The organism is Loigolactobacillus binensis, assembly GCF_005405165.1.
Taxonomy (GTDB): Bacteria; Bacillota; Bacilli; order Lactobacillales; family Lactobacillaceae; genus Loigolactobacillus; species Loigolactobacillus binensis.
The window spans coordinates 61,781-87,545 of sequence record NZ_BJDN01000008.1 but is presented as its reverse complement, the minus strand read 5'-3'; the positions used below and the strand labels follow the sequence as shown (position 1 = coordinate 87,545).

The following is a 25,765-nucleotide window of genomic DNA, read 5'->3' as shown; positions in this document are numbered from 1 at the left end:
ATGGCAACAAAAGCTAAGTTAGATGCAAACAGTCAAGCGGCATTGGCTAAGCTATGTCAATTACTGCAAAATGATGAAACGGTGCAACACTACCAAGTCATTGCGCGACAAGTGAAGCATAATCAATCGTTAAAGCAATTACAACAGAATCTGGAACAGGCGCAAAAGTCGATCGTCAATGATCAACATTACCATAAGCCTAAAGCTACAGTACAAGCTGAGCAACAGGCGGATCGGTTAAAAGCGACTTTAGATCAACAGCCGTTAACGGTTGCCTATCGCGATGCTTTATTTGACGCTAATGCTACCTTGGAAATGGTCACTGGTGAACTTCAACGACAGATTGATCAGTTGGTGCCAAAACGGTAGACCGATGTTTGTGAAGTAGAAAGGAAGAAGTTAACGTGCCACAAAAGACTAAAGAAACACCGATGATGGCCCAATATAACGCAATCAAGAAGAATTATCCTGATGCGTTTTTATTTTACCGGATCGGTGATTTTTATGAGTTGTTTTATGACGATGCAATCAAAGGCGCACAATTATTAGAATTAACTTTGACGGCACGCAATAAAAGTGCCACGGATCCGATTCCAATGTGCGGCGTACCCCATCATGCGGCCCAAAACTATATTGATATTTTAGTTGATAAAGGCTATAAAGTCGCAATTTGTGAGCAAGTTGAAGATCCCCGAACAGCAGTCGGTATGGTCAAGCGTGAAGTGATCCAGTTGGTGACACCAGGGACGATCATGGAGCAAAAAGCGGCAACGGCTAAAAGCAATAATTACTTGACTGCTTTGGTAGAAGTTAAAAAGGGACAATACGGGTTTGCCTACACCGATTTATCGACTGGTGAATTAAAGGTCAGTCGCTTGACCGGTACCGATGCGGTGATCAATGAAGTGATGAGCCTACGGACTAAAGAATTAGTTGCTAATCATGATGTTGCACCACAAATTTTAACTAATTTGACTAAATTAGGCGTGTTGATTTCGTATCAGGATCAGGTTGATGCACGAGCGGAGTTATCTTTTGTTACGCAAGGATTAGCTGATTTGACTGAAGTTAAAGTGGTTGAACAGTTATTAATGTATTTAACAGTGACGCAGAAGCGTAGTTTAGCTCATTTACAAGTTGCGGAAGAGTATGAGCCTTCTGAATTTCTAAAAATGGATCATTACGCAAAAAATAACTTGGAATTAACCACTTCGATCCGTACTGGCCAACGTAGTGGTACTTTATTATGGCTGTTGGATTCGACTAAAACAGCTATGGGTGGGCGTTTGTTGAAACAATGGCTAGATCGACCGTTGATCAATGGCGCACAGATCAAGCAACGGCAAGACAAAGTAGCCAGCCTAATGGATCATTTCTTTGAGCGTTCCAGTTTGCAAGATGAATTGACTAAAGTGTATGATCTGGAACGTTTAGCCGGGCGGGTTGCTTTTGGCAATGTCAATGGTCGTGATTTGATCCAGTTGAAGACTTCATTGTTACAGATTCCGAAATTAAAGGCGATCTTAACTGACATTAATGACGGCACATTTGATGATGTGATCGATCATCTTGATCCGGTGAGCGATGTAGCTGATTTGATCACTCAGGCGGTCAATGACGAGCCACCTTTATCGATCAAAGATGGGAATGTGATCAAACCGCATTATAATCAGCAACTAGACGATTATCGGGATGCAATGACAAACGGTAAGCAATGGATCGCGGAGTTACAGGCCAAGGAGCGTACGGCCACTGGTATCCATACCTTAAAAATTGGCTTTAATCGCGTATTTGGTTATTACATTGAAGTCACTAAAGCTAATTTAGCCGCTTTACCTGAAGATCGTTACGAGCGCAAGCAAACTTTAACCAATGCTGAGCGGTTCAGTACGCCGGAATTAAAGGAAAAAGAAACCTTGATCTTGGAAGCACAGGAGAAATCAACGGCCTTGGAATACGATTTATTTACCGCTGTGCGTGAGCAAGTGAAGCAACAGATCCATCGGTTGCAACGGCTCGCCAAAGGTGTTGCTGCACTAGATGTGCTTCAAAGCTTTGCTGTAGTTAGCGAAACTTATCATTATGTGCGGCCGACTTTGACTAAAAATCATGATTTGGAAATTGTTGCAGGCCGTCATCCAGTTGTTGAAAAAGTGTTAGGCGAGCAGAAGTATATTCCCAATGATGTGCAGATGAACAAGGACAATACCATTTTATTGATCACTGGACCGAATATGTCCGGGAAAAGTACTTATATGCGGCAATTGGCCTTAACCGTGATCATGGCACAGATCGGCTGTTTTATTCCTGCGACTAAAGCCACCTTGCCGATTTTTGATCAAATTTTTACTCGAATCGGCGCGGCGGATGATTTGATTTCCGGTCAAAGTACGTTTATGGTCGAAATGATGGAATCTAACACCGCCTTAGCGCACGCAACGGAGAATAGCTTGATTCTATTTGATGAGATTGGTCGCGGAACAGCAACCTATGACGGCATGGCTTTAGCCCAAGCAATCATCGAGTATCTTCATGATCATGTTCACGCTAAAACATTGTTCTCGACCCATTATCATGAGTTAACCGCTTTAGACACCGATTTACCGCATTTACGTAATGTGCATGTCGGGGCAGTGGAAGAAAACGGGACGTTAGTTTTTTTGCATAAAATGATGACCGGTGCCGCCGACAAGTCTTACGGAATTCATGTGGCAAAACTAGCAGGATTGCCGGATAGTTTGCTTTCACGAGCAACGACGATTTTAGCTGGTCTTGAGACCCAAAGTAAGGCAGCAACAGTTGCAGCACCAACTACTGCTGAAGTAACGGCTGCAAGTACGGCAGCACCCGTAGAACAAGTTGCCGAAACACCAGTACCTAGTGAAACGGATGAGCAATTGGCCTTATTTGATTACCAAGAAAGCAATGTTTCTAAGTCTGAACTGAAAGTGTTAGATGAACTTAAAGAATTGAATTTGATGAGCATGACGCCGATGGAGGTCATGAATACACTGTACAAGTGGCAAAAGCGGTTATAAACGACCTTAACTGTGAAGTAGAAAGGAGTTAACTCGATGGCGAAGATCCATGAATTAGCTGAAGTATTGGCCAATCAGATCGCTGCTGGTGAAGTGATTGAGCGGCCGGCTTCAGTCGTTAAAGAATTAGTTGAAAACGCATTAGATGCGCACAGTACCCAAATTGATATTATGGTTGCGGAAGCCGGTTTAAAAGAAATTCAAGTGATTGATAATGGGGACGGCATCGCTGCTGAGGATGTGTTGAATGCCTTTAAGCGCCACGCGACAAGTAAGATCCATGACCGTGCGGACTTATTCAAAGTGCGCTCACTTGGTTTTCGTGGTGAAGCCTTACCTAGTATTGCGTCTGTTGCCGATATGATCCTAGAAACTTCTACCGGCAATGAGGTTGGGCGGCGGGTTCACTTTCGCGGTGGTAAGTTGGTTGAAGAAAAAGCCAGCGCTGTTCGTCAAGGAACGACGGTCACTGTCAGTGATCTGTTTTTTAATACACCAGCACGACTGAAATATATTAAATCACCGAACACAGAACTGGCGAATATTGGGGATATCGTCAATCGGCTGGCCCTAAGTCATCCCGAAGTGGCCTTCTCTTTAAGTCATAGTGGTAATATGCTAGTGCGCACCGCTGGCAACGGCCAATTGCAGCAAACGATCGCCGGCATTTATGGTGTTAATAATGCTAAAAAAATGTTGGCGCTCACTGCCGAAGACCTTGATTTTCGCTTACATGGCTTTATTTCTTTACCGGAATTGACCCGTTCATCACGGCGTTACATTACGGTGCTGATCAATGGCCGCTACATCAAAAATTTCCAGTTAAATAAGGCAATCATTGCCGGCTATGGTTCTAAGTTAATGGTTGGCCGTTTTCCGTTGATCGTTTTAGCCATTGAGATGGATCCGTTACTAGTTGATGTCAACGTTCATCCGGCCAAGCAAGAGGTGCGCTTAAGTAAGGAAGATGAGCTTGGCGAGTTGATTCGCAAAACAATTTACGCGCGGATCGCCAGTGAAAATTTGATTCCCGATGCCAACGAGAATTTAAATTCACGATCAACACCTAAAGCAGATCAACTGCAAATAGCGTTAAATGCGGCAAGCACCAAATGGCCGCAAACATACTCGGCGACAACTGAGGCCAGTACAGCAGCTGAACCAGAATCAACAGCCCAAATTGCTGAACAGTTAGCCAGTGAGCCAGCAATTGCCACCACCGAAACAGTCACTAATTTTGCTGATTCGGCTGATTTAGCAGCGTGGGATACGAAGTACCAAAACGAACAGGTCGGTCCGGCGCTAGGAACAACGGCAGCGGTGACGCCGTTGGAACAGCCAGCGCCACCAGTTCAACGTTTTCCTCATTTAGACTATATTGGGCAAATGCACGGCACTTATTTGCTAGCTCAGGGTGAAGATGGGTTTTATATTGTTGATCAGCACGCGGCTCAGGAGCGGGTCAATTATGAATATTATCGCAAAGAGATCGGCAAGGTCAGCACAGATCAACAAAGCCTGTTAGTGCCACTGGTACTGGATTACCCCGCTAGTGACGCCATTCGATTGCGCGATCACGCGGAATTACTGCAACAACTGGGTTTGAATTTAGAAGCCTTTGGGCAAAATAGTTTCGTGGTGCGCAGCCATCCAACTTGGTTTAAAGCTGGTCAGGAAGAAGATACGATTCGTGAAATGATCGATTATATTTTAAACGATCAAAAAATCACCGTCGCTAAATTCCGCGAGCAGACGGCGATTATGATGAGCTGTAAACGGGCGATCAAAGCAAATCATCATTTGGATGATCAGCAGGCTAAGGCTTTATTGCAGCGTTTGCCGGAATGCGAGAATCCATTTAACTGCCCCCATGGTCGGCCGGTGCTGGTTCATTTCAGTGGTAAAGACTTGGAGAAAATGTTCCGGCGGATTCAGGAAAGTCATACAAGTTTACGGGGGGAAATGGCATGAGTTTGATCCTTGCATCTAGTTCACCGCGGCGACAGGAATTATTGCAGCAAATCACCACTGATTTTGTGAGTATTCCGGCACAAGTTTCCGAGCACATCACTGAACCGTTAACGCCGGCACAACACGTTCAAACATTAGCGGCACGTAAAGGGAATGCAGTCTTTGCGCAGCAGCCTACAGCAACGGTTTTAAGTGCAGATACGGTGGTCAGTTTTCGTGAGCAGATTTTTGGTAAACCTAAGTCACTGGCAGCGGCGCGGACAACCCTAAATTTACTGCAGGATCAGACCCATCAAGTTTATACGGCTGTCTGGTTGAAACGGCCCCAGCAACCTGTTTTGCAGCAAGTCGTGCGTACCGATGTGACTTTTTTACCACTGACACCGCATCAAATTGAGCGCTACTTATCGACCGGTGAGTACCGCGATAAAGCCGGTGCCTATGGTATTCAAGGCTATGGCGGCTTGTTGATCAAAGCGATTGCCGGTGATTATTATAATGTGATGGGCTTACCGCTTAGTGTTGTTAGTCAGTTCTTAGCTGGCGATGAGCTATTTTTGAATTGATCTTTATTTAACTGATCAAGTAAGTTTGAACTGGTTGTTATCGGTTTGAGCTTATTTTTCTGCGCGTAGATTCTTGGGAGTGGTATAATCTATTTTTGTTGAGCTGGTTGTGCGCAGTATTTTTTCTGCAACTGGTGCTGGCCAAGTATGGTACAATACGAACAGATGTACTCATTTGAAATGATTTGGAGTCGTGAAAGAGATGTATGAATACTTAGTCGGTCTGGTGACCTACGTTAGTCCGTTTTATATTGTGCTAGAAGTGGCTGGAGTTGGCTACAAATTGCAACTAGCTAATCCGTTTCGTTTACAGGTGTCCACGACGAAGCCACAGAAGGTCTATGTTTTTCAAGCGATTCGGGATAACGATATGACTTTGTTTGGTTTTACTAGCCTAGCTGAAAAGCAACTATTCGAAAAATTATTAAAGGTTTCCGGAATCGGACCGAAGTCTGCATTGGCGATTTTAGCAAATAACGACCACGCTGGGTTGATCAACGCTATTCAAGGCGATGATATCGGCTATTTAACTAAGTTTCCTGGTGTCGGTAAGAAAACGGCCCAGCAAATTGCGTTGGATCTCAAGGGTAAGCTCGGTGATCTCGCAACGACGGGGACGTTGGCTGGTCAACAACAAATCGAATTACCAGCTGATGAAGGCAATGATTATTTGACTGAAAGCTTGGCCGCTTTGCAAGCTTTAGGCTATAAAGCAACTGAGATCAAGCGGATCAGACCGGCATTAAAAGAATTCACTGCGGATAGTACGGATGCTTATTTAAGTGAAGCGTTACGTTTATTAATGAAACGTTAGCAGTTATATCTAAATTTAGCGAAATTTGATTGAGAAATCTTATGGATGGGAGGCGTATCAATGGCAGATGATCGTGTAATTTCACCCGAAACGGCAGATGCAGGTGAAGCCGGAATGGAAAAATCATTGCGACCACAGTATCTGCGTCAATATATCGGTCAAGATAAAGTTAAAAGCGAGTTACAAGTTTATATTACTGCTGCACAAAAGCGTGAAGAATCCTTGGATCACGTGTTACTTTACGGACCACCTGGCTTAGGTAAGACCACGTTAGCGATGGTGATCGCCAATGAATTACAAGTTAATATTCGGACAACTAGTGGCCCTGCAATTGAACGTCCCGGTGATTTGGTGGCGATTTTAAACGAATTGCAGCCGGGCGATGTCTTGTTCATCGATGAAATTCATCGTTTACCTAAAATCGTTGAAGAAATGCTTTACTCAGCAATGGAGGACTTTTTTGTCGATATTGTGATCGGGCAAGGACCAACGGCACATCCTGTACATTTTCCGTTGCCACCGTTTACCTTGATTGGGGCGACAACGCGGGCAGGCTTATTGTCGGCACCATTACGTGATCGTTTTGGTATTGTGGCGCACATGGCCTATTACAATGAACAGGATCTAACCGATATCGTTGAGCGCTCGGCCGCAATTTTTGATACCACCATCGTCACTGAAGGGGCGCACGAAATTGCCCGACGTTCCCGGGGGACGCCACGAGTGGCCAACCGGTTATTGAAACGGATCCGTGATTTTGCCCAAGTCGCTGAACAATCGGCCATCGATTTACCGATCGTTGAAAAGGCGTTGCGTTTATTGCAAGTGGACGGCCGGGGCTTAGATTATGTCGATCAAAAGTTGCTGCGGGCAATGATCGATTATTATAACGGTGGCCCAGTTGGTTTAAGCACGATCGCCGCCAATGTCGGTGAAGAAACCGATACGATCGAAGAAATGTACGAACCTTACTTATTACAAATTGGTTTTCTTAAGCGCACTCCACGCGGCCGTGTCGTAACGCCGCAAGCATATGCGCATTTAGGGATACCATTTGCTAAAAAATAAAAAATCAATTGGTGTGTTTAGCTAATTGGGTCTACCTTAATAGTGAAGTAGAACCATGTTTCTTGCGGTATGGTTTTTGCCACAAGAATGGTTATCGTCCGTAACATCAAAGACCAATTAGCGCACTAGGCTAATTAGTCCACCTTAATTGTGAAGTAGAAAGGAACCTGACCAAAAATGGGATTGTCTTTATCAGATTTTGACTATGATTTACCACATGAATTAATTGCACAAACACCGCTAAAAGAGCGGGATGCTTCGCGAATGTTAGTTTTGGATCATAAAACTGGCGCATTGCAAGATAAGCATTTCTACGATATTTTAGATGAATTACACGCCGGTGATGCGGTCGTTATGAATAATACGCGTGTGATGCCAGCGCGTTTATATGGGGTTAAGCCTGACACTGGTGGCCATGAAGAAGTTTTACTATTAAATAATACCGAAGGCGACAAATGGGAGACCTTGATGAAGCCGGCACGGCGGGCCAAAGTTGGGACTGAGGTTGTTTTTGGTGATGGTCAATTAAAGGCGACTGTTACTGAAGAATTAGAACATGGCGGTCGGATGATCGAATTCCATTATGATGGTATCTTTATGGAGATCTTGGAGCAGTTAGGCGAGACCCCGTTACCACCTTACATCAAAGAAAAATTAGACGATCCAGAAATGTACCAAACGGTTTACGCTAAGGAAAATGGTTCGGCGGCGGCACCAACGGCCGGTTTGCACTGGACCAAGGAGTTATTGGCTAAGGCTGAAGCCAAGGGTGTAAAATTAATTTATTTGACTTTACACGTTGGTTTGGGTACTTTCCGGCCAGTCGACGAAGATGATATTGATGATCATAAGATGCATAGTGAATTTTATCGGCTGACACCAGAAGCGGCTGAGGAGTTGAATGAAGTTCGTAAAAACGGTGGGCGAATCATTGCTACTGGAACAACTTCAATTCGGACATTGGAAACAATTGGCACTAAATTTAATGGTGAGATCAAGCCTGACAGTGGTTGGACGGATATTTTCATTAAGCCGGGTTATAAGTGGCAAGTCGTTGATGCTTTCATCACGAATTTCCATTTACCTAAGTCAACCTTAGTGATGTTAGTCGCTGCCTTTACTGGGCGGGACAATATTTTAAATGCCTATCAACATGCAATTGATGAGCGTTATCGCTTCTTTAGTTTCGGCGATGCGATGTTTATTAAATAAGACCAAAAAAGCGATGAGTAGCTGCTCGTCGCTTTTTTAGTGTTGTGTGGACTCACGTAAAATTTTTGTTAAACGTAATTAAATGACGCAGGGTGTCACAAATAGTGTTAAGCAAGTTACTACTTAAATCTATTGAACATCAAGTAAGCGAAAATATCACAAACTAATGAAGAAATACTTGAACAATCATTTATTTGCAAGTAGCGAATAGCTTTTATAAGCATTAACGTTGAACTTATATGAGTTGCACGCCACACTAGTATTCTGCCGAAATAATAATTGCTCATAAAAAATGGTGAATAATGGCGGAGAAGCTAATTATAGTGCTGGTGATCACTATAATTTAGAAGTTTATTTACTTGCCGATTAGAATGGGGTAAAAATACAGCCGGCTTATGAAGCAAATTTCGAGACGACCAGAACTATCGGTTAGTCAGTTAAATTGAAATTTGTATGCGCTTAAATTTCAATTATTGGCAATAGAATCACTTGAAAATGAATTTTACTTTAAAAAAAGTCAAAAAATATAAAAAAAATAGTGGAAAGTTAGTTAAAATTTAATCTGTTTTTAAGTTAGAATAGATAATAGGATTAAATAAAAATAAACACTGCAGATTTGAATGGTAAATTATTAGCAAAAATGCTAATAATCGTGATGTTATGGTCACTACAACTTGAGCCTGACACTTTATGATTTAATGCCAGTAATAAAATTTGTGATGGCGAGTGATCAATGAATTAATGATGGGGGCAGGTGGCGTTTCAATGAGAAAACGTAGCTTAGTAAATGCAACAAGTGAGACTAAACAGCACTATAAAATGTATAAGGCAGGAAAAAATTGGCTATTCGCCGGTATTACGTTGGCAACGTTCAGTGCAGTTTTGTTAAGTAGTAATGTAACCGCTAATGCGGCAACGGATACGACCGCAACAGTTAGTGCTGATAGTGATACCGCCAGTGTTACTTCCAGTACTAGCCAACTGACTGATCAGGCGGTCACATTAAAGGCCAACAGCACAAGTACGGCCGCCAGTGCTTCGTCGGCCAGTACAAGCGTAGCGGCTAGTACGGCCAGTACGAGTACTGGCACTGCTACTAATGCTAGCCAAGCAAGTAGTACTGCCGCGGTCGGTGCAAGTACGGCTAATAGTGGTACCAACGCCAATAGCACGACTGCAGCTAGTTCAACTGCGACGACCAGTGTGGCCACTAATACAAGCGCGCCAGCCAGTGCAATTAATAGTAGTACAAGTTCTGCTACAAACGTTACCGCTGCTACGACTACTAGTAGTTTAGCTGCGGCGACTAGTGCCACCACTACCACTAATACGAGTGCGCCAGCCAGTACGGCTAATAGTAGTACAAGTTCTGTTACGAACATGGCCGCTGGTACGACTGTTAGTAGTTCAACTGCAGCAACTAGTGCAGCCACTAATGCTGTTAATGATACAACCGCGGCTGATAATAGTAACACGACCAATGTCAATGCAGCAGCAACTAGTGGCAAGCTTACTACTGAACTAAATACATCACCAACGGTCACTGCGACGGCTACTGATCCTGCCGTAACGTCTGCGGCTACTAATAACGCAACTACAGTACGACCACAGATGCGTGCAACGGCCGATGCAACAATGGCGGCGGCCACTGCCTCGACAGTCACACTGACTTCTTCAACGCCAACAGTTGGTTACGGTATAACTGGCAATGAAATGACGATTACTGCTAACATGACTGCCAACGCTGGCGATGTAATCAAAATCACGGTACCAACTGATGCGTCTTCCTTAATTTTGAAAAATGTTCCATTATTACCAAATGAGCTTGGGACAACCACGAAAACTCAGAATGCAGATGGTTCATATACTATTACCGATACGATGAATAATAGTGGTATCTATACACAAGTGATCACATTAGGTCTGGTTCAAAATTCGCAAACTCCGGTAATTCAAGCGGATGAGCTTAATTCAAAGATATTGACTATCAGTGCGACCATCAATGGAGTGGTTGCAACAACAGCGACGATTACGCAGAATATTTCACCAGCAGTGAATATGACTGCCGTGACGCGAACCAATCCAGTGGGAACTGCGGTTAATGGTTCCGTACCCGTTGCTGATGTCGTTCCAGATACAAATTATGTTTACACCTTTAAAGTTAACAATTCGGTTGGCCTGCAAAACGATGCAGCAACGCCAAGAGTTAATTCGGCCTTAAATGCTGGGGGTACAACGATCACGATTCCTGTTCCTGCCGGATTTACCTTGGACAGTGCAGCTACGAATCAAATGAGTAATCTGGCTGCTGGAACCACGATCACACAGGCTGGAGCTGGGGCAGATATTGTAATCACGGTCGCTGCCGGTACCGGGCAAATTGACACGACCAAGGTAGATGGCTATTATTTGGTCGGTAGTTATGCTGTGACCCAAACGGCTGCAACACAGACCTTGACTGCCGCCGGTCCAGCTACTTTTGTGCAAAACTTGGCAAATGGTACGCAGTTAACTGGTACGGGCGGCACTTGGAGTGAAGTGTTACTGGGGACTGGTGATGATATTCCAGCAGCTGAATCACTCTATACTAGTAGTAATGGTAACAGTACTGCTATTGACGCTACGAAAAAGGTATTATTACTGGATTCGGATCCGACCAATGATCCACAATACATCAATAACTATCGCTTTGATAATCAGTCAGCGTTGGCGGTGACTGATGCTCAAATCAGCTTAGATATTCCCGATGGTATTGACGCAACTGGTTTAGTGTTGCCTCCGGAAAGTGAAACAACTGCGTCCTACTTACCAGGTACGACCAGTTATGGTTATGTACTGACCTTGGCCGACGGAACGACTGAAACCGGAACGGCTGCTGCTGGAACAACAATAACTGCTACTAGTGCAGCAGCAATTCGCAAAATTGTCTTAACTCCTAATTATTTAGCTGCTGGGGCGGATACGATTAGCTATGCTATGCACCTAATCGGAACATTGTCAGCAACTTATGATGATGGTAGTGCCGTTACTGTCGGTGATCAACTGGAATTTGGGACGAAGATTTCATTTCCTAGCAGTAGCAGTGACACAGATTACGGATCAGCGTTCACCGAAACCGTTGTTGCGCCAACAGGAATGGCAATCGCATATGCATACCAGGGGTCCCAGGATCCAGGAAAAGATTCTGGGTATATCGCACTTCAAATGAATGGTAACTCTGGACAGACGACAGACAGGCTTTATAACGCTACTTTGTATTTTGTTTTGCCCAAAGCAGTGTCGATCGAAGCAATTAATATTCCAGCAAGTGATTTAGCCGCAGGTGCTAAAGTGACAACTTATACGACTGCTGATGGCCGTACTGGGGTCAAAATAGATTATAGCGGGACCGGACTGTACATTGATACTTCAGAAGGAACTAATACTTGGGGAATTAATGTGATTAATAAGGCTGATGCGTTGCCAGGTAATTATGACTATGAGTTCTATATCACATCGCCGGATGTCGTTATTAAGAACACGACTAAGGTTACTGATGCTTCGTTGACCGATGGGGACACTAATGCAGTTTTGATGTCTGAAGGTATCAAAACGTGGAAAATTACCACGGCTGCCGGTACCTACGCAACGGCAGCGGCCAAAGGCAATCAAGATGTAGACATAGTTCCAACGGGTACCGCCGATAAAAATGGTGATTCCGAATTAGATTTTTATACTTCATTGGTCAATACGGCTGGCGCTGCTGTGACAGACACGGCGATTGCCGTCAATTTACCAGAAGTTGGCGATGATCAAGGCTCAACCTACACCTATCAGTTGACTGGACCGATCACGGTGCCAAGCAACTTCACCACTGCGACTGGCACAGGCGATCCGTTAAACGCTACTGTGCTATATAGCACCAGTGTGTATACACCGACAACTGGTGAGACTGCACCTAATACTACAGGCTATGTGACCGCGGATCAGGTAACTGATTGGTCAACAATCCGTTCAGTGATCATTGAGGTTGGCGATATTGCGTCAGTTAATACTACTGGAGCAATCAAGCTAAGCGGTACTGTAGCGAACTTTATTGCTCAAGGTAATCGGATTGGTTATTTACAGACTTATTATTTTGCTGATAGTTCAACAGCCAGCATAAATACAAAAGCTACTTCAATTGCAATTACCGGTACATCAACGGTAGGCGCGCAATATCATTATGTAGACGCTAACGGTGATGATCAAGTGATCAATTTAGCAGATTTAACTCAAACGTTGACCGATAATCAGTCAACGTTAACGACAAAGGCCACACCAAAATATAATGCAACTACTGGATTAGCGGATAGTTTACCGACCACGTTGGCTGGGCTAAGCACAACTGACAAAGCATTGATCCCAGACGGGTACCATTTAGTCACTGATGCTGATGGTAATTTGAAGATGACGGTGATTAATTCTACTGCTAATTACGATAGCGATGATCCTAATTTGCCGGCGGAGTTAAATAAAGTATCGCAGTACTACTTTGATGGTGATACTGTGCAGTATGAATTAATCAAGGATACACCGGTAGATGCCTCGGTTACCTACGTCGATGATACCACCGGTGTGACGGTTAAAACGGACAAAGTTGCAGCTGGTTTAGTTGGTGAGACGGGAACCTATATTGCAGATTTGACTGGCGTGCCAGCAGGTTACATTTACGCTAATGGTCAGTCGACCAATTTGGCCTATACGTTAACTGCAGATGACAGCGACGATTTAGTTGTCCATTTAACTCACCAAATCGTTTATGGGACTATCACCAGTACACGAACAATTAATTATGTGGTTAACGGTGGCACTGCCATCGCGCCAACTCAACAGGTACAGACTGCTTATTGGAAGACGGTAACTGATAAAGTGACTGGTGCTAGCTATGCGACAGCGCAGAGCATGTATGGTGAAGTGGTAACGCCGATTTTAGATGATTATCATGCCGATCAAGCAATAATCAGTGCTCAAGTTCTGGGTAGCGTACCGACCGCACAGGTGGCAGACTATGATGAAAATCTAACGGTCATTTATGAGACTGGTGAAGTACCAGATAATGCAAAGGCCGGGACATTGACTGTGAAGTACGTTGATGAAAACGGCAATGTGTTGAAACCAGCGCAAACGTTAGACGGTTATGTGGGTAATAGTTATAGTGTGACGGCAGCTGATTTAACGGCCAAGGGCTATACGCTAGATACGACGAAGTCCCAGAATAACTACACTGGCAGTCTGACAACTGACCCACAGACGATCACTTTTGTTTATCAAGGTGGTCAAACACCAGCAGATAACACATCAGCCGGTAAGCTGACTGTGAACTACGTCGATGAGAACGGCAATGTGCTGAAACCGGCGCAAACGTTAAGTGGTGTTGTGGGCAATGGGTATAACGTGACAGCAGCCGATTTAACGGCCCAAGGTTACACGTTGGATACAACAAAGTCCCAGAATAACTACACTGGCAGTCTGACAACTGACCCGCAGACGATTACCTTTGTCTATCAAGGTGGCCAAACACCAGCTGACAATGAAAAAGCAGGCGCCTTGACCGTAAACTATGTCGATGAAAACGGCAATGTGTTGAAACCAGCGCAAACGTTAAGTGGTGTTGTAGGTAATGGGTATAACGTGACGGCAGCCGATTTAACGGCGCAAGGTTACACGTTGGATACAACAAAGTCCCAGAATAACTACACTGGCAGTCTAACAACTGACCCACAGACGATCACTTTTGTTTATCAAGGTGGCCAAACACCAGCTGACAATGAAAAAGCAGGCGCCTTGACCGTAAACTATGTCGATGAAAACGGCAATGTGTTGAAACCAGCGCAAACGTTAAGTGGTGTTGTAGGTAATGGGTATAACGTGACGGCAGCTGATTTAACGGCCAAAGGCTATACGCTGGATACAACAAAGTCCCAGAATAACTACACTGGCAGTTTGACGGCTGCTCCGCAAACGATCACCTTTGTTTACCATGGCGGCCAAACACCATCGGATAATCAACAAGGTAGTGTGATCGTCCGGTATGTTGACGAGAACGGACAAACAATTATTAATAATTTAGTCAAAATTGGCCATATCGGCAATGGCTATCAAATTACGCCACAAACTATCAAGGGCTATACCTATGTTGGTTTGGCAGCGGATTCTGCAGCCTTGACTGGTCGGATTAACACTACTGCGACGATCATCACATTGGTTTACCGCGCTAATGTAGTTACAACACCCGGTAATGGTGGGGAAACAACGAATGTGCCAAATGGTAATAGCGACCAAACAACAACGAATGTGCCAACTGGCAATGGCGACCAGACAACGCTAAATGTGGCGACTGGTAATAGTGATCGTACGGTACCCGTTGCACCGGAACAATTGAGTAATAACGTGACACGTACAGCTGATCAACCGATGCAGGTGACACAAGCGGTAGCAAAGCCAACAGTATCCAACAAACGGTCTGCCGGCAAGGTTAATAATGCGCTGAAAGTAGGCGCAGTGAAATTACCGCAAACTGGCGCGGCTAGTGGTACCACAACTTCAACTATCGGTCTAGCTTTATTAACTTTGCTAACACCATTGATGGCATGGAAAAAGAAACACGAAGATTAGTTTGACTCTCTATCAAATCCTGTTGATAGTTTATAAAGTGGTAACTATTAACGAGAAAAAATATAGAACCATTAGTTTTTGATCAAGCAGATTACCCGTATTGGGTAGCTGCTTGTTTTTTTACGTTTTTAAGAGTGTCAGCGTTCTGAAAAGTTTGCGACATTAAGCAGTGTCAGAATTATCTATTTGGTGGCAGCTACTATAAGGTCAATGTTGGCGCTAAAATCTACAGCGTAAGTATTCTGCCAACTGGTCATTAAAAGTAGAAAAACTTCCAAATAGCGACAGCCTTTGAAACTAAGATCGATTAATCTATAAGATCGAAACCGAAAACGTCGAATTGAAGTAAAACAACATTATTTATAACAAATATCAAGCAAATATTGAGGTTAATGAAAAAAGCATAATAAATGGACTGTTTGCTTGGTATCGGTGGGGTAAGTTATTGAATTTTTCAGTAATTTTATGGTTGACTTGCGCTTTTTACCGAGCGTGTTAAAATATGACAGTTATCTTCTGAATCACGAACAAAACATAAATACAATGTAAGGAGTACTTTATGGAACCTGCAATTAAGTACCATCTGATCAAAAAAGAAAAGCACACAGGTGCACGTTTAGGCGAGATCATTACGCCGCACGGAACGTTTCCCACACCAATGTTTATGCCAGTAGGGACTAACGCCAGCGTCAAAACCATGGCCCCAGAAGAGTTAGATAAAATGGGTGCCAATATAATTCTTGCTAATACCTATCATATGTGGTTGCGCCCTGGTGAAGAAATCGTAAAAGAAGCTGGCGGTCTGCACAAGTTTATGAACTGGAATAAGGGAGTTTTGACTGATTCTGGTGGATTCCAAGTCTTTTCACTAGCCAAAATGCGCGATATCACTGAAGAAGGTGTCCATTTTAAGAATCATTTAAATGGGGCTAAAATGTTTTTATCACCGGAAAAAGCGATGCAGATCGAAAACGATCTAGGCCCAGATATTATGATGAGCTTGGACGAATGTCCGCCGTTTTTCGAAAGTTATGATTATGTGAAAAAATCAGTGGCCCGTACTAGTCGTTGGGCAGAACGTGGCTTAAAGGCGCATCGCAATCCTGCTACACAAGGCCTATTTGGTATTGTTCAAGGTGCCGGCTTTAAAGATTTACGCGAACAAAGCGCGCGGGATTTAGTTGGTTTAGATTTTCCAGGCTATTCGATCGGTGGTTTATCTGTAGGTGAGTCGAAGGCAGAAATGAATCATGTGCTCGATTTTACCACACCATTATTGCCGGAAAATAAGCCTCGTTACTTGATGGGTGTCGGTTCCGCTGATGCTTTGATCGATGGAGCAATCCGGGGAATTGACATGTTCGATTGTGTCTTACCTACCCGGATTGCGCGTAATGGTACTGTGATGACTAGTCATGGCCGTTTAGTGGTCAAAAATGCTAAATACGCTCATGATTTTGGCCCGTTAGACGATAATTGTGACTGTTATGCTTGTCGCAATTACAGTCGGGCTTATATTCGACATTTGATCAAGGCCAATGAAATTTTTGGGATTCACTTGACTAGTTATCATAACCTATATTTCTTGCTACATTTGATGCAACAAGTACGCCAAGCTATTATGGATGATAACTTATTAGAATTTCGGGAAGCCTTTTTTGAAAGTTATGGTTTTAATCAAAAAAATGCCCGTAATTTCTAGTTTTTGCTGGAAGTCTGTAGATAAGTCTGGTACGCTTGTAAGGTAGTTTATAATAATGATTGAGGTGTCTATATTAATGAGTGATTTAGTACTTGCTGCTGCAAGCGGTAGTGGTTTAACTTCGATTTTAATGATTGTTGTTTTGTTTGGTCTCATGTACTTCATGATGATTCGGCCCCAACGTAAAGCACAAGAAAAGAAAAAAGAAATGATGGGCGGCATGCAGCCTGGTGATACGATCGTAACTATTGGTGGTTTGCACGGTGTGATCAATCGAATCGATCAGCAGGCCCAAACCGTTGAACTAGATATTGAAGGCGTTTATCTAACTTTTGATTTGCGTGCCATTGGTCGTGTTGTTAAAAAAGGCGCGACTGCACCCACAACGACACAAGATGATGCAGGTACTGATAGTAGTTCAGGTGTTGAATCTGCGGAAGAGGCTAATCATATCACGGATAGTGAGGCCGCAGATAGCGCCAATGACGATAAAACAGGAAAATAAGCAATTAGGAAATACTACCGAGTTGGTTTTGGTAGTATTTTTTTTGTATGCTTTTATAAGTCAGAAATTTAATCTTTTGTTCGGCTTAAAATGTTAGCGCTTTCATGATATGCTTACGGTGTAGTTCGAAATGCGCATTTCAAAATTTTTTTAAGCTTTGTCGATTGATTATTAAAAAGTTCACAAAAAAGTTTTTTGGAAAAGCTTTATATTTTCAAGAAAAGTCATATTGGCAGTATATGAAAGCGGTTAAAATAAAATTTTTTATTTGTGAAAAAAGTACTTTACAAATTTTTAATTTAGCGTTACTATATGTTTGTGAAATAAATAACAATAAATTAAACCTTGGAAATGGAGAAATGCGATATGCTTAAACAGACAAAAACCGATGACAATGCCGCTGACAAAAGCGTCTCTGTTGAAACTGTAATTGATGGACTGGTTAAGAAGTCTCAAAAATCTTTAGCTACTATGTCCACTCTTACACAAGAGCAAGTTGATAAAATTTGTGAAGCAATGGCGATCGCCGCATTGGATCATCATATGGAATTAGCTAAAATGGCCGTTGCGGAAACTCACCGTGGCGTCGTTGAAGATAAAGCAATTAAAAATATTTATGCTAGTGAGTATGTTTGGAATAGTATTCGTCATGACAAAACAGTTGGGATCATCGATGATGATGACGAAGAACAACTGATTAAAATTGCAGAACCATTAGGGGTTATTTGCGGGGTTACACCAGTTACTAACCCAACTTCAACGGTTGTTTTCAAATCATTGATTTCATTAAAGGGTCGGAACACGATTATCTTTGGTTTTCATCCCCAAGCTCAAAAAGCCTGTGTTCGGACTGCCCAAATCTTATTAGAGGCGGCAGTTAAGGCTGGAGCACCTGCTGATTGTATTCAATGGATTGCTGATCCAAGTATTGAAGCAACTGGTGCGTTGATGAAACATCCTAATATTGCAACTATCTTAGCTACTGGTGGTCCAGGCATGGTTAAGGCCGCTTATTCAAGTGGTAACCCGGCTTTAGGGGTTGGCCCTGGTAATGGCCCAACTTATATTGAAAAGACAGCTAACATTAAACAGGCAGTTAATGACATTGTTTTGTCAAAAACTTTTGATAATGGGATGATTTGTGCCGCTGAAAATAGTGGCATTGTCGATGAAGATGTTTATGCTGAAGTTAAGGCTGAATTTAAATATTGGAATTGTTACTTTGTTAAGAAAAATGAATTGAATGCTTTAGGCGATGCCATGTTTGATGCTAAACGCGGTGGGGTCAAAGGTCCAATTGCTGGTAAATCAGCTTATGAAATCGCTAAATTAGCTGGTATTGATGTACCTAAAGACACTAAATTATTGATTGCTGAAATTGATGGTGTTGGGCCTAAATACCCATTATCACGTGAAAAATTATCACCAGTTTTGTCACTGTACAAATCTAAAGGCCATGAAGATGCTTTTGCTCGGGCTAAGGAATTACTTGAATTTGGTGGCTTAGGACATACTGCAGCCATCCATACCCGTGATGATGAATTAGTTAAAAAATTTGGTATGGAAATGTTAGCTTGCCGGATTTTAGTTAATTCACCAACTGCGTTAGGTGGTTTAGGTAACATCTACAACAACTTACGGCCATCATTGACGTTAGGTACTGGTTCTTATGGTAAGAACTCAATTTCACACAACGTTTCTGATATGGATCTGATCAACATTAAAACTGTTGCGAAGCGCCGTAATACGATGCAATGGGTAAAATTGCCCCCAAAAGTTTACTTCGAACGCAACTCCGTACGCTACTTGGAAACTATGCAAGGGATTAAACGTGTCTTCTTAGTATGTGATCCAGGTATGGTTGAGTTCGGCTACTCAGATCGCGTACTTGATGTTCTGCGTAAACGGACTAATGAAGTTGAAGTTGAAGTCTTCTCTGAAGTTGAACCTAACCCTTCAATCGACACAGTTAACAAAGGTGTTGCGCGGATGGATGCCTTTAAACCAGATACCATCATTGCTTTAGGTGGTGGTTCTGCAATGGATGCTGGTAAATTTATGTGGTTGATGTTTGAACATCCTGAAACTTCATTCTTTGGTGCTAAACAGAAATTCTTGGATATTCGTAAGCGGACGTACAAAGTACCAGTACCAAACAAAGCTAAATATATTGCAATTCCAACTACTTCAGGGACTGGTTCCGAAGTAACACCTTATGCGGTTATCACCGATAATAAAACGCATATTAAGTATCCAATCACGGACTACGCAATGCAACCAGATATTGCCATTGTCGATTCACAATTCGTTGAAACCGTACCAAAGCGGACTACAGCTTGGACTGGCTTAGACGTTATTACCCATGCCACCGAAGCATACGTTTCCGTTATGGCTTCTGAATATACCCGTGGCTGGGCATTGCAAGCCTTGAAGATTGCTTTTAGTAATTTGAAAGCTTCTTATGAAGGGGATCGCGAAGCACGGCAAAAGATGCATAATGCGGCGACGATGGCTGGTATGTCCTTTGCCAGTGCCTATCTTGGGATCAACCACTCTATTGCTCATAAGACAGGTGGGGAATTCAATCTCCCTCACGGTTTAGCTATTGCTATCACTTATCCTCAGGTGGTTCGTTACAATGCAACGGTTCCGACTAAGATTGCTATGTGGCCACGGTATACTCACTTTACAGCCTTAGAAGACTATGCTGATATCGCACGTTATATCGGGTTGAAAGGCAATACTGACGAAGAGCTTAAAGAAGCTTTGGTTAAGGCCTTTATTGATTTAGCACATTCAGTCGATGTTACTTTGAGCTTAAAGGCAAACAAGGTTGAAAAAGATCATTTTGATCGTACTGTCGATGAATTAGCTGAATTATCTTATGAGGATCAATGTACACCAGCCAATCCAAAGGAACCATTAATTAGTGAATTAAAAGAAATTTTAATTCGTGAATGGGATGGCAAAGGTGTTGAAACTGAATAGTTAATTGAAAAAGTAGTCTTCGCGACTACTTTTTTTATACAAATTTTTCGGCTACTTGGCTTGCTGTTAATCCAGTGAATAGGTACAATTAGAAAGAGTTAAAAAATAACGGAAGTGGTGTCAGGCATGCAGAACGAAAAAGTAGCTTTATTTATTATCTTTGGCGGCTCCGGCGATTTAGCTCGGCGTAAATTATATCCGTCGTTATTTAGGCTTTATCAGAAGGGCTATTTAGACCAACATTTTGCGGTGATTGGCACTGCTCGACGGCCGTGGACAGATGATTATTATCATCAGGTCATCAGCGATTCTCTAAGCAGTATTCAAGCACCAACGGATCAAATTGCTGCTTTTACTGATCATTTTTATTATCAAGCCCATGATGTCACTAACTCTGAACATTATGTTGTCTTGGAGAACTTAGCCGAAAAGTTAGATCAAAAATATGATTTGCAAAATAACCGTATTTTTTATATGGCTATGTCCCCGAATTTCTTTGGTACCATTGCTAAACATTTGAAAACAGAAAACATACTAACCACTGCTGGTTTTAACCGTTTGATTATCGAGAAACCATTTGGTCACGACTACAACAGCGCAGAAGAACTAAATGAACAAATTCGGTCTTCTTTCACTGAAAATCAAATTTACCGTATTGATCATTACTTAGGCAAGGAAATGGTTCAGAATATTTCGGCAATTCGGTTTGGCAATAATATTATTGAATCCTTGTGGAATAATCGTTATATTGACAACATCCAGATAACTTTAAGCGAAGCCCTAGGTGTGGAAGAGCGGGCTGGGTATTATGAATCTGCTGGGGCGATGCGCGATATGGTGCAGAATCATATTTCCCAGATTGCGACCTTATTAGCGATGGAGCCGCCAGTGTCTTTTTCTGCAGCGGATATTCGGCGGGAAAAAATCAAAGTTCTGCGTAGTCTGCACATTGATACACCGGAGGAAGCACGGCGTAATTTTGTTCGTGGTCAATATGCTGCTGCGACAGTTGACGGTACGCGCTTGGAAAGTTATCGTGAGGCTACACAGGTCAACAGTGAATCTAATGTAGAAACTTTTGTTGCTGGTAAAATGGAATTTGAAAATTATCGTTGGGCCGGTGTGCCATTTTATGTGCGGACAGGTAAACGATTAGCTAAAAAGGAAACAAGAGTTGATGTTGTTTTTAAACAGTTACCAATGAATATTTTTGAAACGATCAGCGACGAAGATAAACTAAGCGATAATGTGTTGACCATCTATGTTGAACCAACGGAAGGTTTTGGTTTACGAGTCAATGCCAAACGCCTGGGGCAAGGTTTTGAAACGCGCCCAGTTGACCTTGATTTTCGGCACAGTGCAGCAGCCGCTGGGAATAACCCAGAAGCGTATGAACGTTTACTGTTGGACGCCCTAAATGGCGATTCAACTAATTTTACGCACTGGGATGAATTATCACAGACTTGGAAATTTGCTGATGTCGTAGAGAAAGTTTGGGCGGAGACTAAACCAACTGATTTTCCTAATTATCCAAGTGGTTCGATGGGGCCGGTGGCAGCGGATAAATTATTACAACGTGATGGCCGTTATTGGATCTATAATCCAATGCAAGCCACACCAGATAAATAGTGTTAGCAGATTCTAAGCTGGAGTAAATGCTCCAGCTTTTTTGTGGTCTGTAATAAATACTAGCCTAATAAGTAAACCTTGCAGTACAATAAAGAACTTAGTAAATACGAAAAGGGATGGAGGTTATCATTGTGGACACAAATTTAGGTATTTTACAAATTCCCTTAACTAATGATCTTACGCGTAAAATTATTCATGTCGATATGGATGCTTTTTATGCATCGATCGAAGAACGTGAACATCCTGAATTTATTGGCAAACCATTGATTATTGCCCGTGATCCCAGTGATAATGGCGGTAAAGGGGTGGTGACCACCGCGAATTACGCGGCCCGACAATTCGGTGTTCATTCCGCAATGGCCGCACAAAAGGCACTGGAGCTTTGTCCTAAGGCCATTTTTAAACGCCCAGATTTTGATCTTTACCGGCGAGTTTCGGGACAAGTTCACGCCATTTTTAAACAATATACGGATGTGATTGAATATGTGGCCTTGGACGAAGCTTATTTAGATGTAACGGCTAATAAAATTGATCTTGCTAGTTCAGTTTTATTAGCGCGGCAAATTCAGGCAGAAATCAAGCAAGTAACACGATTAACCAGTTCAACTGGCGTTTCCTATAATAAATTTTTAGCTAAAATGGCTTCTGATTACCGAAAACCAGCCGGGACAACTGTGATTATGCCAGAACAGGCATTAACCTTTTTACGTGATCTACCAATTGAAAAGTTTCATGGTGTCGGTAAAAAGACCGTGCCTAAACTGCATGAATTAGATATTTATACAGGTGCCGATCTACAAAAGCTTGATGAACTAGAACTGATCCAACGCTTTGGCAAAATGGGTGATCGGCTTTACCGCCATGTACACGGCGTTGATTTACGACCGGTTGAATATCAGCGTCAGCGTAAATCGGTGGGACGTGAGGAAACCTTTGGTCGGCCATTGCGAACCGATGACCAGGTCAGTGCGCAATTGCGTGGGTTGGCCCGTGGTGTAGCGGCCAACTTGGCTAAGGCGCAAAAGCATGGTAAAACGATTGTTTTGAAGGTGCGCAATAGTGACTTTGAAACGGTGACTAAGCGGCTGACCTTAAGTGATTACGTTGCCGCTGCCAGTACAATTTATTATTATGCACAACAATTGTGGGATGATTTTGGCGATTTAAATCAAGGTATCCGGTTACTGGGTATTACCATCACCACTTTAGATCCATTGTCATTTGAAGAAATTAGTTTGCCGCTGTTTAAGCCTTCACAACCGAAATAAGCTTCTTATAGGTGCTTTGTAATTCCGCTGGAAAACCGGTATACTTGAGTTCGATTATGGGCGCAGAAGGCCAACTTACGGAGGTAGCATGATGGCAGCGAAGCGAGAGCAGGGTGTACAGTACATCAAGGCGCTAAGGATTGGTTCGCGAATTTCAGTTCGCGGCTTGGCACGTCAGTTAGCGATCAGTGAAGGCACTGCTTATCAAGCCATTAAAGCAGCAGAAAATCGTGGGCTGGTTTCGACTATTGAGCGGGTAGGTACGGTCCGAATCGATCAAGTGCCACCAGCTCAGTTGGCCACCCTGACCTACCAAGCTTTGTTGCAAGTTATCAATGGGGTAGTGCTCGGCGGTAAGGCCGGGTTAAACAAAGTATTGCAGCGTTTTTTGATTGGCGCAATGACGGGTGAGCACATGGTTTCCTACATTACGCCAAATTCGTTGGTCATTGTTGGTAATCGGGAGGAAATTCAACGCTTAGCATTGACCCATGGAGCTGCAGTATTGATTACCGGCGGCTTAGGAACTACTTCTGAAATTATTGCCTTGGCTGAACAGAAGACCTTACCGGTTTTGATGACGCCATTTGATACCTATACCGTTGCGACGCTGATCAATCAGGCGCTAACTGATCAGACTATTAAGCACAAAATTGCTACCGTTACAGATGCTTATATTACTTTAGGCCAGACCAGTTATTTATTCAGTCGGCAAACGGTGGCTGATTATAAAAATTTAAATCGCAGCAGTAAGCATACTCGTTTTCCGGTGGTCACTCAAAATTTACAGTTAGTGGGTATGATCACTAATAAAGATATTCTGGACTATAGTGATCAAACTACATTAGATAAAATAATGACGGTCACACCGGCAACTGCTAATGAAACAACTAGTTTGGCTAGTGTTAGTCATATGATGGTTTATGATGGGTATGAGTTGCTTCCTGTTGTCGATAAACGCTTACACTTGGTAGGCGTGATCGGTCGGCAGGACGTCATGGCAACTTTAGATAATCATTATGTGGCCATTCAACATGACACTTTTTATGATCAAGTGATCGGGCGTTTACAAAAAACGGAAACGGCCGCATATCGGTTAGTGGTCACACCACAAATGGTAAATCAATTAGGAACGATTTCTTTTGGTGTATTAAGCGAATTGGTGGTTAATGCTTGCCAGCGCTTGTTAGTGACGATATTAGGCCGGCCGTCAACAATTGATCAAGTTGATCTACATTATTTACGTTTAATTCAAGTAGATACTGAATTAACGATTATGCCGGTAATTATGGAAAGTGGCCGCCACTCAGCTAAATTAGATGTAAATATTCAGCAACCTAGCGGATTAGTTGCTAAAGCCATCGTGATTTGCCAATTATTAGAAGGACAGCGAGGAGAATAGGTATGCAAAAATTAGACTTACAGCAACAAATTATTGGTCAGATCAAGGCCTTTAACACGATTATTATTCATCGTCATGAAAAAGCAGATCCAGACGCTTTAGGTTCTCAAGTTGGTTTAGCAGAAATTATTCGTGCTAGTTTTCCGGAGAAAAAGGTTTACGTAGTTGGTACTGATCCTGAAGGTCTTGACTGGCTAGCTAAAATGCAAGTGGTCAGTGATGCGACTTATCAGCAAGCCTTGGTGATCGTTACCGATACGGCAAATAGACCAAGAATTGACGACCAGCGTTTTGATCAAGGTCAAAAACTGATTAAAATTGACCATCATCCTAACGACGATGCTTATGGTGATATTCAATTAGTCGCTGCTGCGGCTTCCAGTACTTCTGAATTAATTTTTGATCTGCAGGCAAGTACGGCTGAATTACAATTGTCAACGGCTGCAGCACGTTTATTGTACGCTGGACTGGTCGGTGATACTGGTCGTTTCATGTTTGCCAACACTAGTCCGCATACCTTGAATGTTGCTGCTGAATTGATCAAGGCGGATTTTGATGCTAGCTTGATCAATCGCAATTTAGATACGTTAACACCAGAACAGGCACGGTTATCTGCTTATGTACTCGAGCATATGACGATTCTACCTAGTGGGGCTGCCTACGTTGTATTGTCAACCGCTACTTTGGCTGCTTTGAAGGTCAGTGTTGCTCAGGCGCATGCGGTGGTTTCGTTACCTGGTAAAATTGCGGCGGTTACAGTTTGGAGTGTGCTAGTGGAGCAAGCACCAGACAATTATCGTGTACACTTACGTTCTAAGGGCCCCATTATCAATGAGTTGGCTAAAGCCCATGATGGTGGCGGGCATCCTCTAGCAAGCGGTGCGCGGGCTTACAGTGATGCGGAAGTACAGACAATTATTCATGAACTTGATCAAATCGCCCAAAATAATAAATAGAAGAGGTAGT

At 42.9% G+C, this 25,765-nt stretch carries 15 protein-coding genes; all 15 read left to right on the top strand.

From position 1 onward, the window contains the following. The 15 genes from FFM78_RS05650 (at position 1) to FFM78_RS05580 (ending at position 25,755) form a co-directional block, all read left to right on the top strand. Positions 1–369, top strand: coding sequence for a YlbF family regulator (locus FFM78_RS05650; protein WP_137637471.1), 369 nt, complete (start codon positions 1–3; stop codon positions 367–369). Between the two features lie 35 nt (positions 370–404). After that, complete coding sequence (gene mutS / locus FFM78_RS05645; protein ID WP_137637470.1) at positions 405–3,038, top strand: DNA mismatch repair protein MutS; 2,634 nt, start codon at positions 405–407, stop codon at positions 3,036–3,038. A 36-nt stretch (positions 3,039–3,074) separates the two neighbouring features. Next, the gene (gene mutL / locus FFM78_RS05640) at positions 3,075–5,009 is read left to right on the top strand and encodes a DNA mismatch repair endonuclease MutL (protein ID WP_137637469.1); all 1,935 of its coding nucleotides are present in this window, start codon (positions 3,075–3,077) and stop codon (positions 5,007–5,009) included. Continuing rightward, positions 5,006–5,575 carry a Maf family protein gene (locus tag FFM78_RS05635; protein ID WP_137637468.1) on the top strand — a complete coding sequence of 190 codons (570 nt, stop codon included), beginning with the start codon at positions 5,006–5,008 and terminating at the stop codon, positions 5,573–5,575. Before mutL ends, FFM78_RS05635 begins: the two co-directional genes overlap by 4 nt. Before the next feature lie 202 nt (positions 5,576–5,777). Beyond that, positions 5,778–6,389 carry a Holliday junction branch migration protein RuvA gene (gene ruvA / locus FFM78_RS05630; protein ID WP_137637467.1) on the top strand — a complete coding sequence of 204 codons (612 nt, stop codon included), beginning with the start codon at positions 5,778–5,780 and terminating at the stop codon, positions 6,387–6,389. A gap of 60 nt (positions 6,390–6,449) precedes the next feature. Next, positions 6,450–7,457 (top strand): Holliday junction branch migration DNA helicase RuvB, encoded by a 1,008-nt coding sequence (ruvB, locus tag FFM78_RS05625; protein ID WP_137637466.1) that lies wholly within the window; start codon positions 6,450–6,452, stop codon positions 7,455–7,457. Between the two features lie 177 nt (positions 7,458–7,634). Next, complete coding sequence (queA, locus tag FFM78_RS05620; RefSeq protein ID WP_137637465.1) at positions 7,635–8,669, top strand: tRNA preQ1(34) S-adenosylmethionine ribosyltransferase-isomerase QueA; 1,035 nt, start codon at positions 7,635–7,637, stop codon at positions 8,667–8,669. 765 nt (positions 8,670–9,434) lie between these two features. Beyond that, complete coding sequence (locus tag FFM78_RS05615; RefSeq protein WP_171001842.1) at positions 9,435–15,305, top strand: MucBP domain-containing protein; 5,871 nt, start codon at positions 9,435–9,437, stop codon at positions 15,303–15,305. A gap of 559 nt (positions 15,306–15,864) precedes the next feature. Next, the gene (tgt, locus tag FFM78_RS05610) at positions 15,865–17,007 is read left to right on the top strand and encodes a tRNA guanosine(34) transglycosylase Tgt (RefSeq protein ID WP_137637463.1); all 1,143 of its coding nucleotides are present in this window, start codon (positions 15,865–15,867) and stop codon (positions 17,005–17,007) included. Positions 17,008–17,083: 76 nt separating this feature from the next. Continuing rightward, positions 17,084–17,512: a preprotein translocase subunit YajC gene (gene yajC, locus FFM78_RS05605; RefSeq protein ID WP_137637462.1), complete on the top strand. Its 429-nt coding sequence runs from the start codon at positions 17,084–17,086 to the stop codon at positions 17,510–17,512. A gap of 366 nt (positions 17,513–17,878) precedes the next feature. Further along, a complete protein-coding gene (gene adhE, locus FFM78_RS05600; protein WP_137637461.1) occupies positions 17,879–20,500 on the top strand; it encodes a bifunctional acetaldehyde-CoA/alcohol dehydrogenase in 2,622 nt (873 codons plus the stop codon). A 126-nt stretch (positions 20,501–20,626) separates the two neighbouring features. Next, positions 20,627–22,129, top strand: a complete 1,503-nt coding sequence (zwf, locus tag FFM78_RS05595) for a glucose-6-phosphate dehydrogenase (RefSeq protein WP_137637460.1) — start codon at positions 20,627–20,629, stop codon at positions 22,127–22,129. Positions 22,130–22,260: 131 nt separating this feature from the next. Further along, complete coding sequence (gene dinB / locus FFM78_RS05590) at positions 22,261–23,397, top strand: DNA polymerase IV (RefSeq protein WP_306438921.1); 1,137 nt, start codon at positions 22,261–22,263, stop codon at positions 23,395–23,397. Between the two features lie 91 nt (positions 23,398–23,488). Further along, positions 23,489–24,799, top strand: a complete 1,311-nt coding sequence (locus FFM78_RS05585) for a DRTGG domain-containing protein (protein WP_137637458.1) — start codon at positions 23,489–23,491, stop codon at positions 24,797–24,799. Positions 24,800–24,801: 2 nt separating this feature from the next. Beyond that, the gene (locus FFM78_RS05580) at positions 24,802–25,755 is read left to right on the top strand and encodes a DHH family phosphoesterase (RefSeq protein WP_137637457.1); all 954 of its coding nucleotides are present in this window, start codon (positions 24,802–24,804) and stop codon (positions 25,753–25,755) included. Positions 25,756–25,765 lie beyond the last annotated feature (10 nt).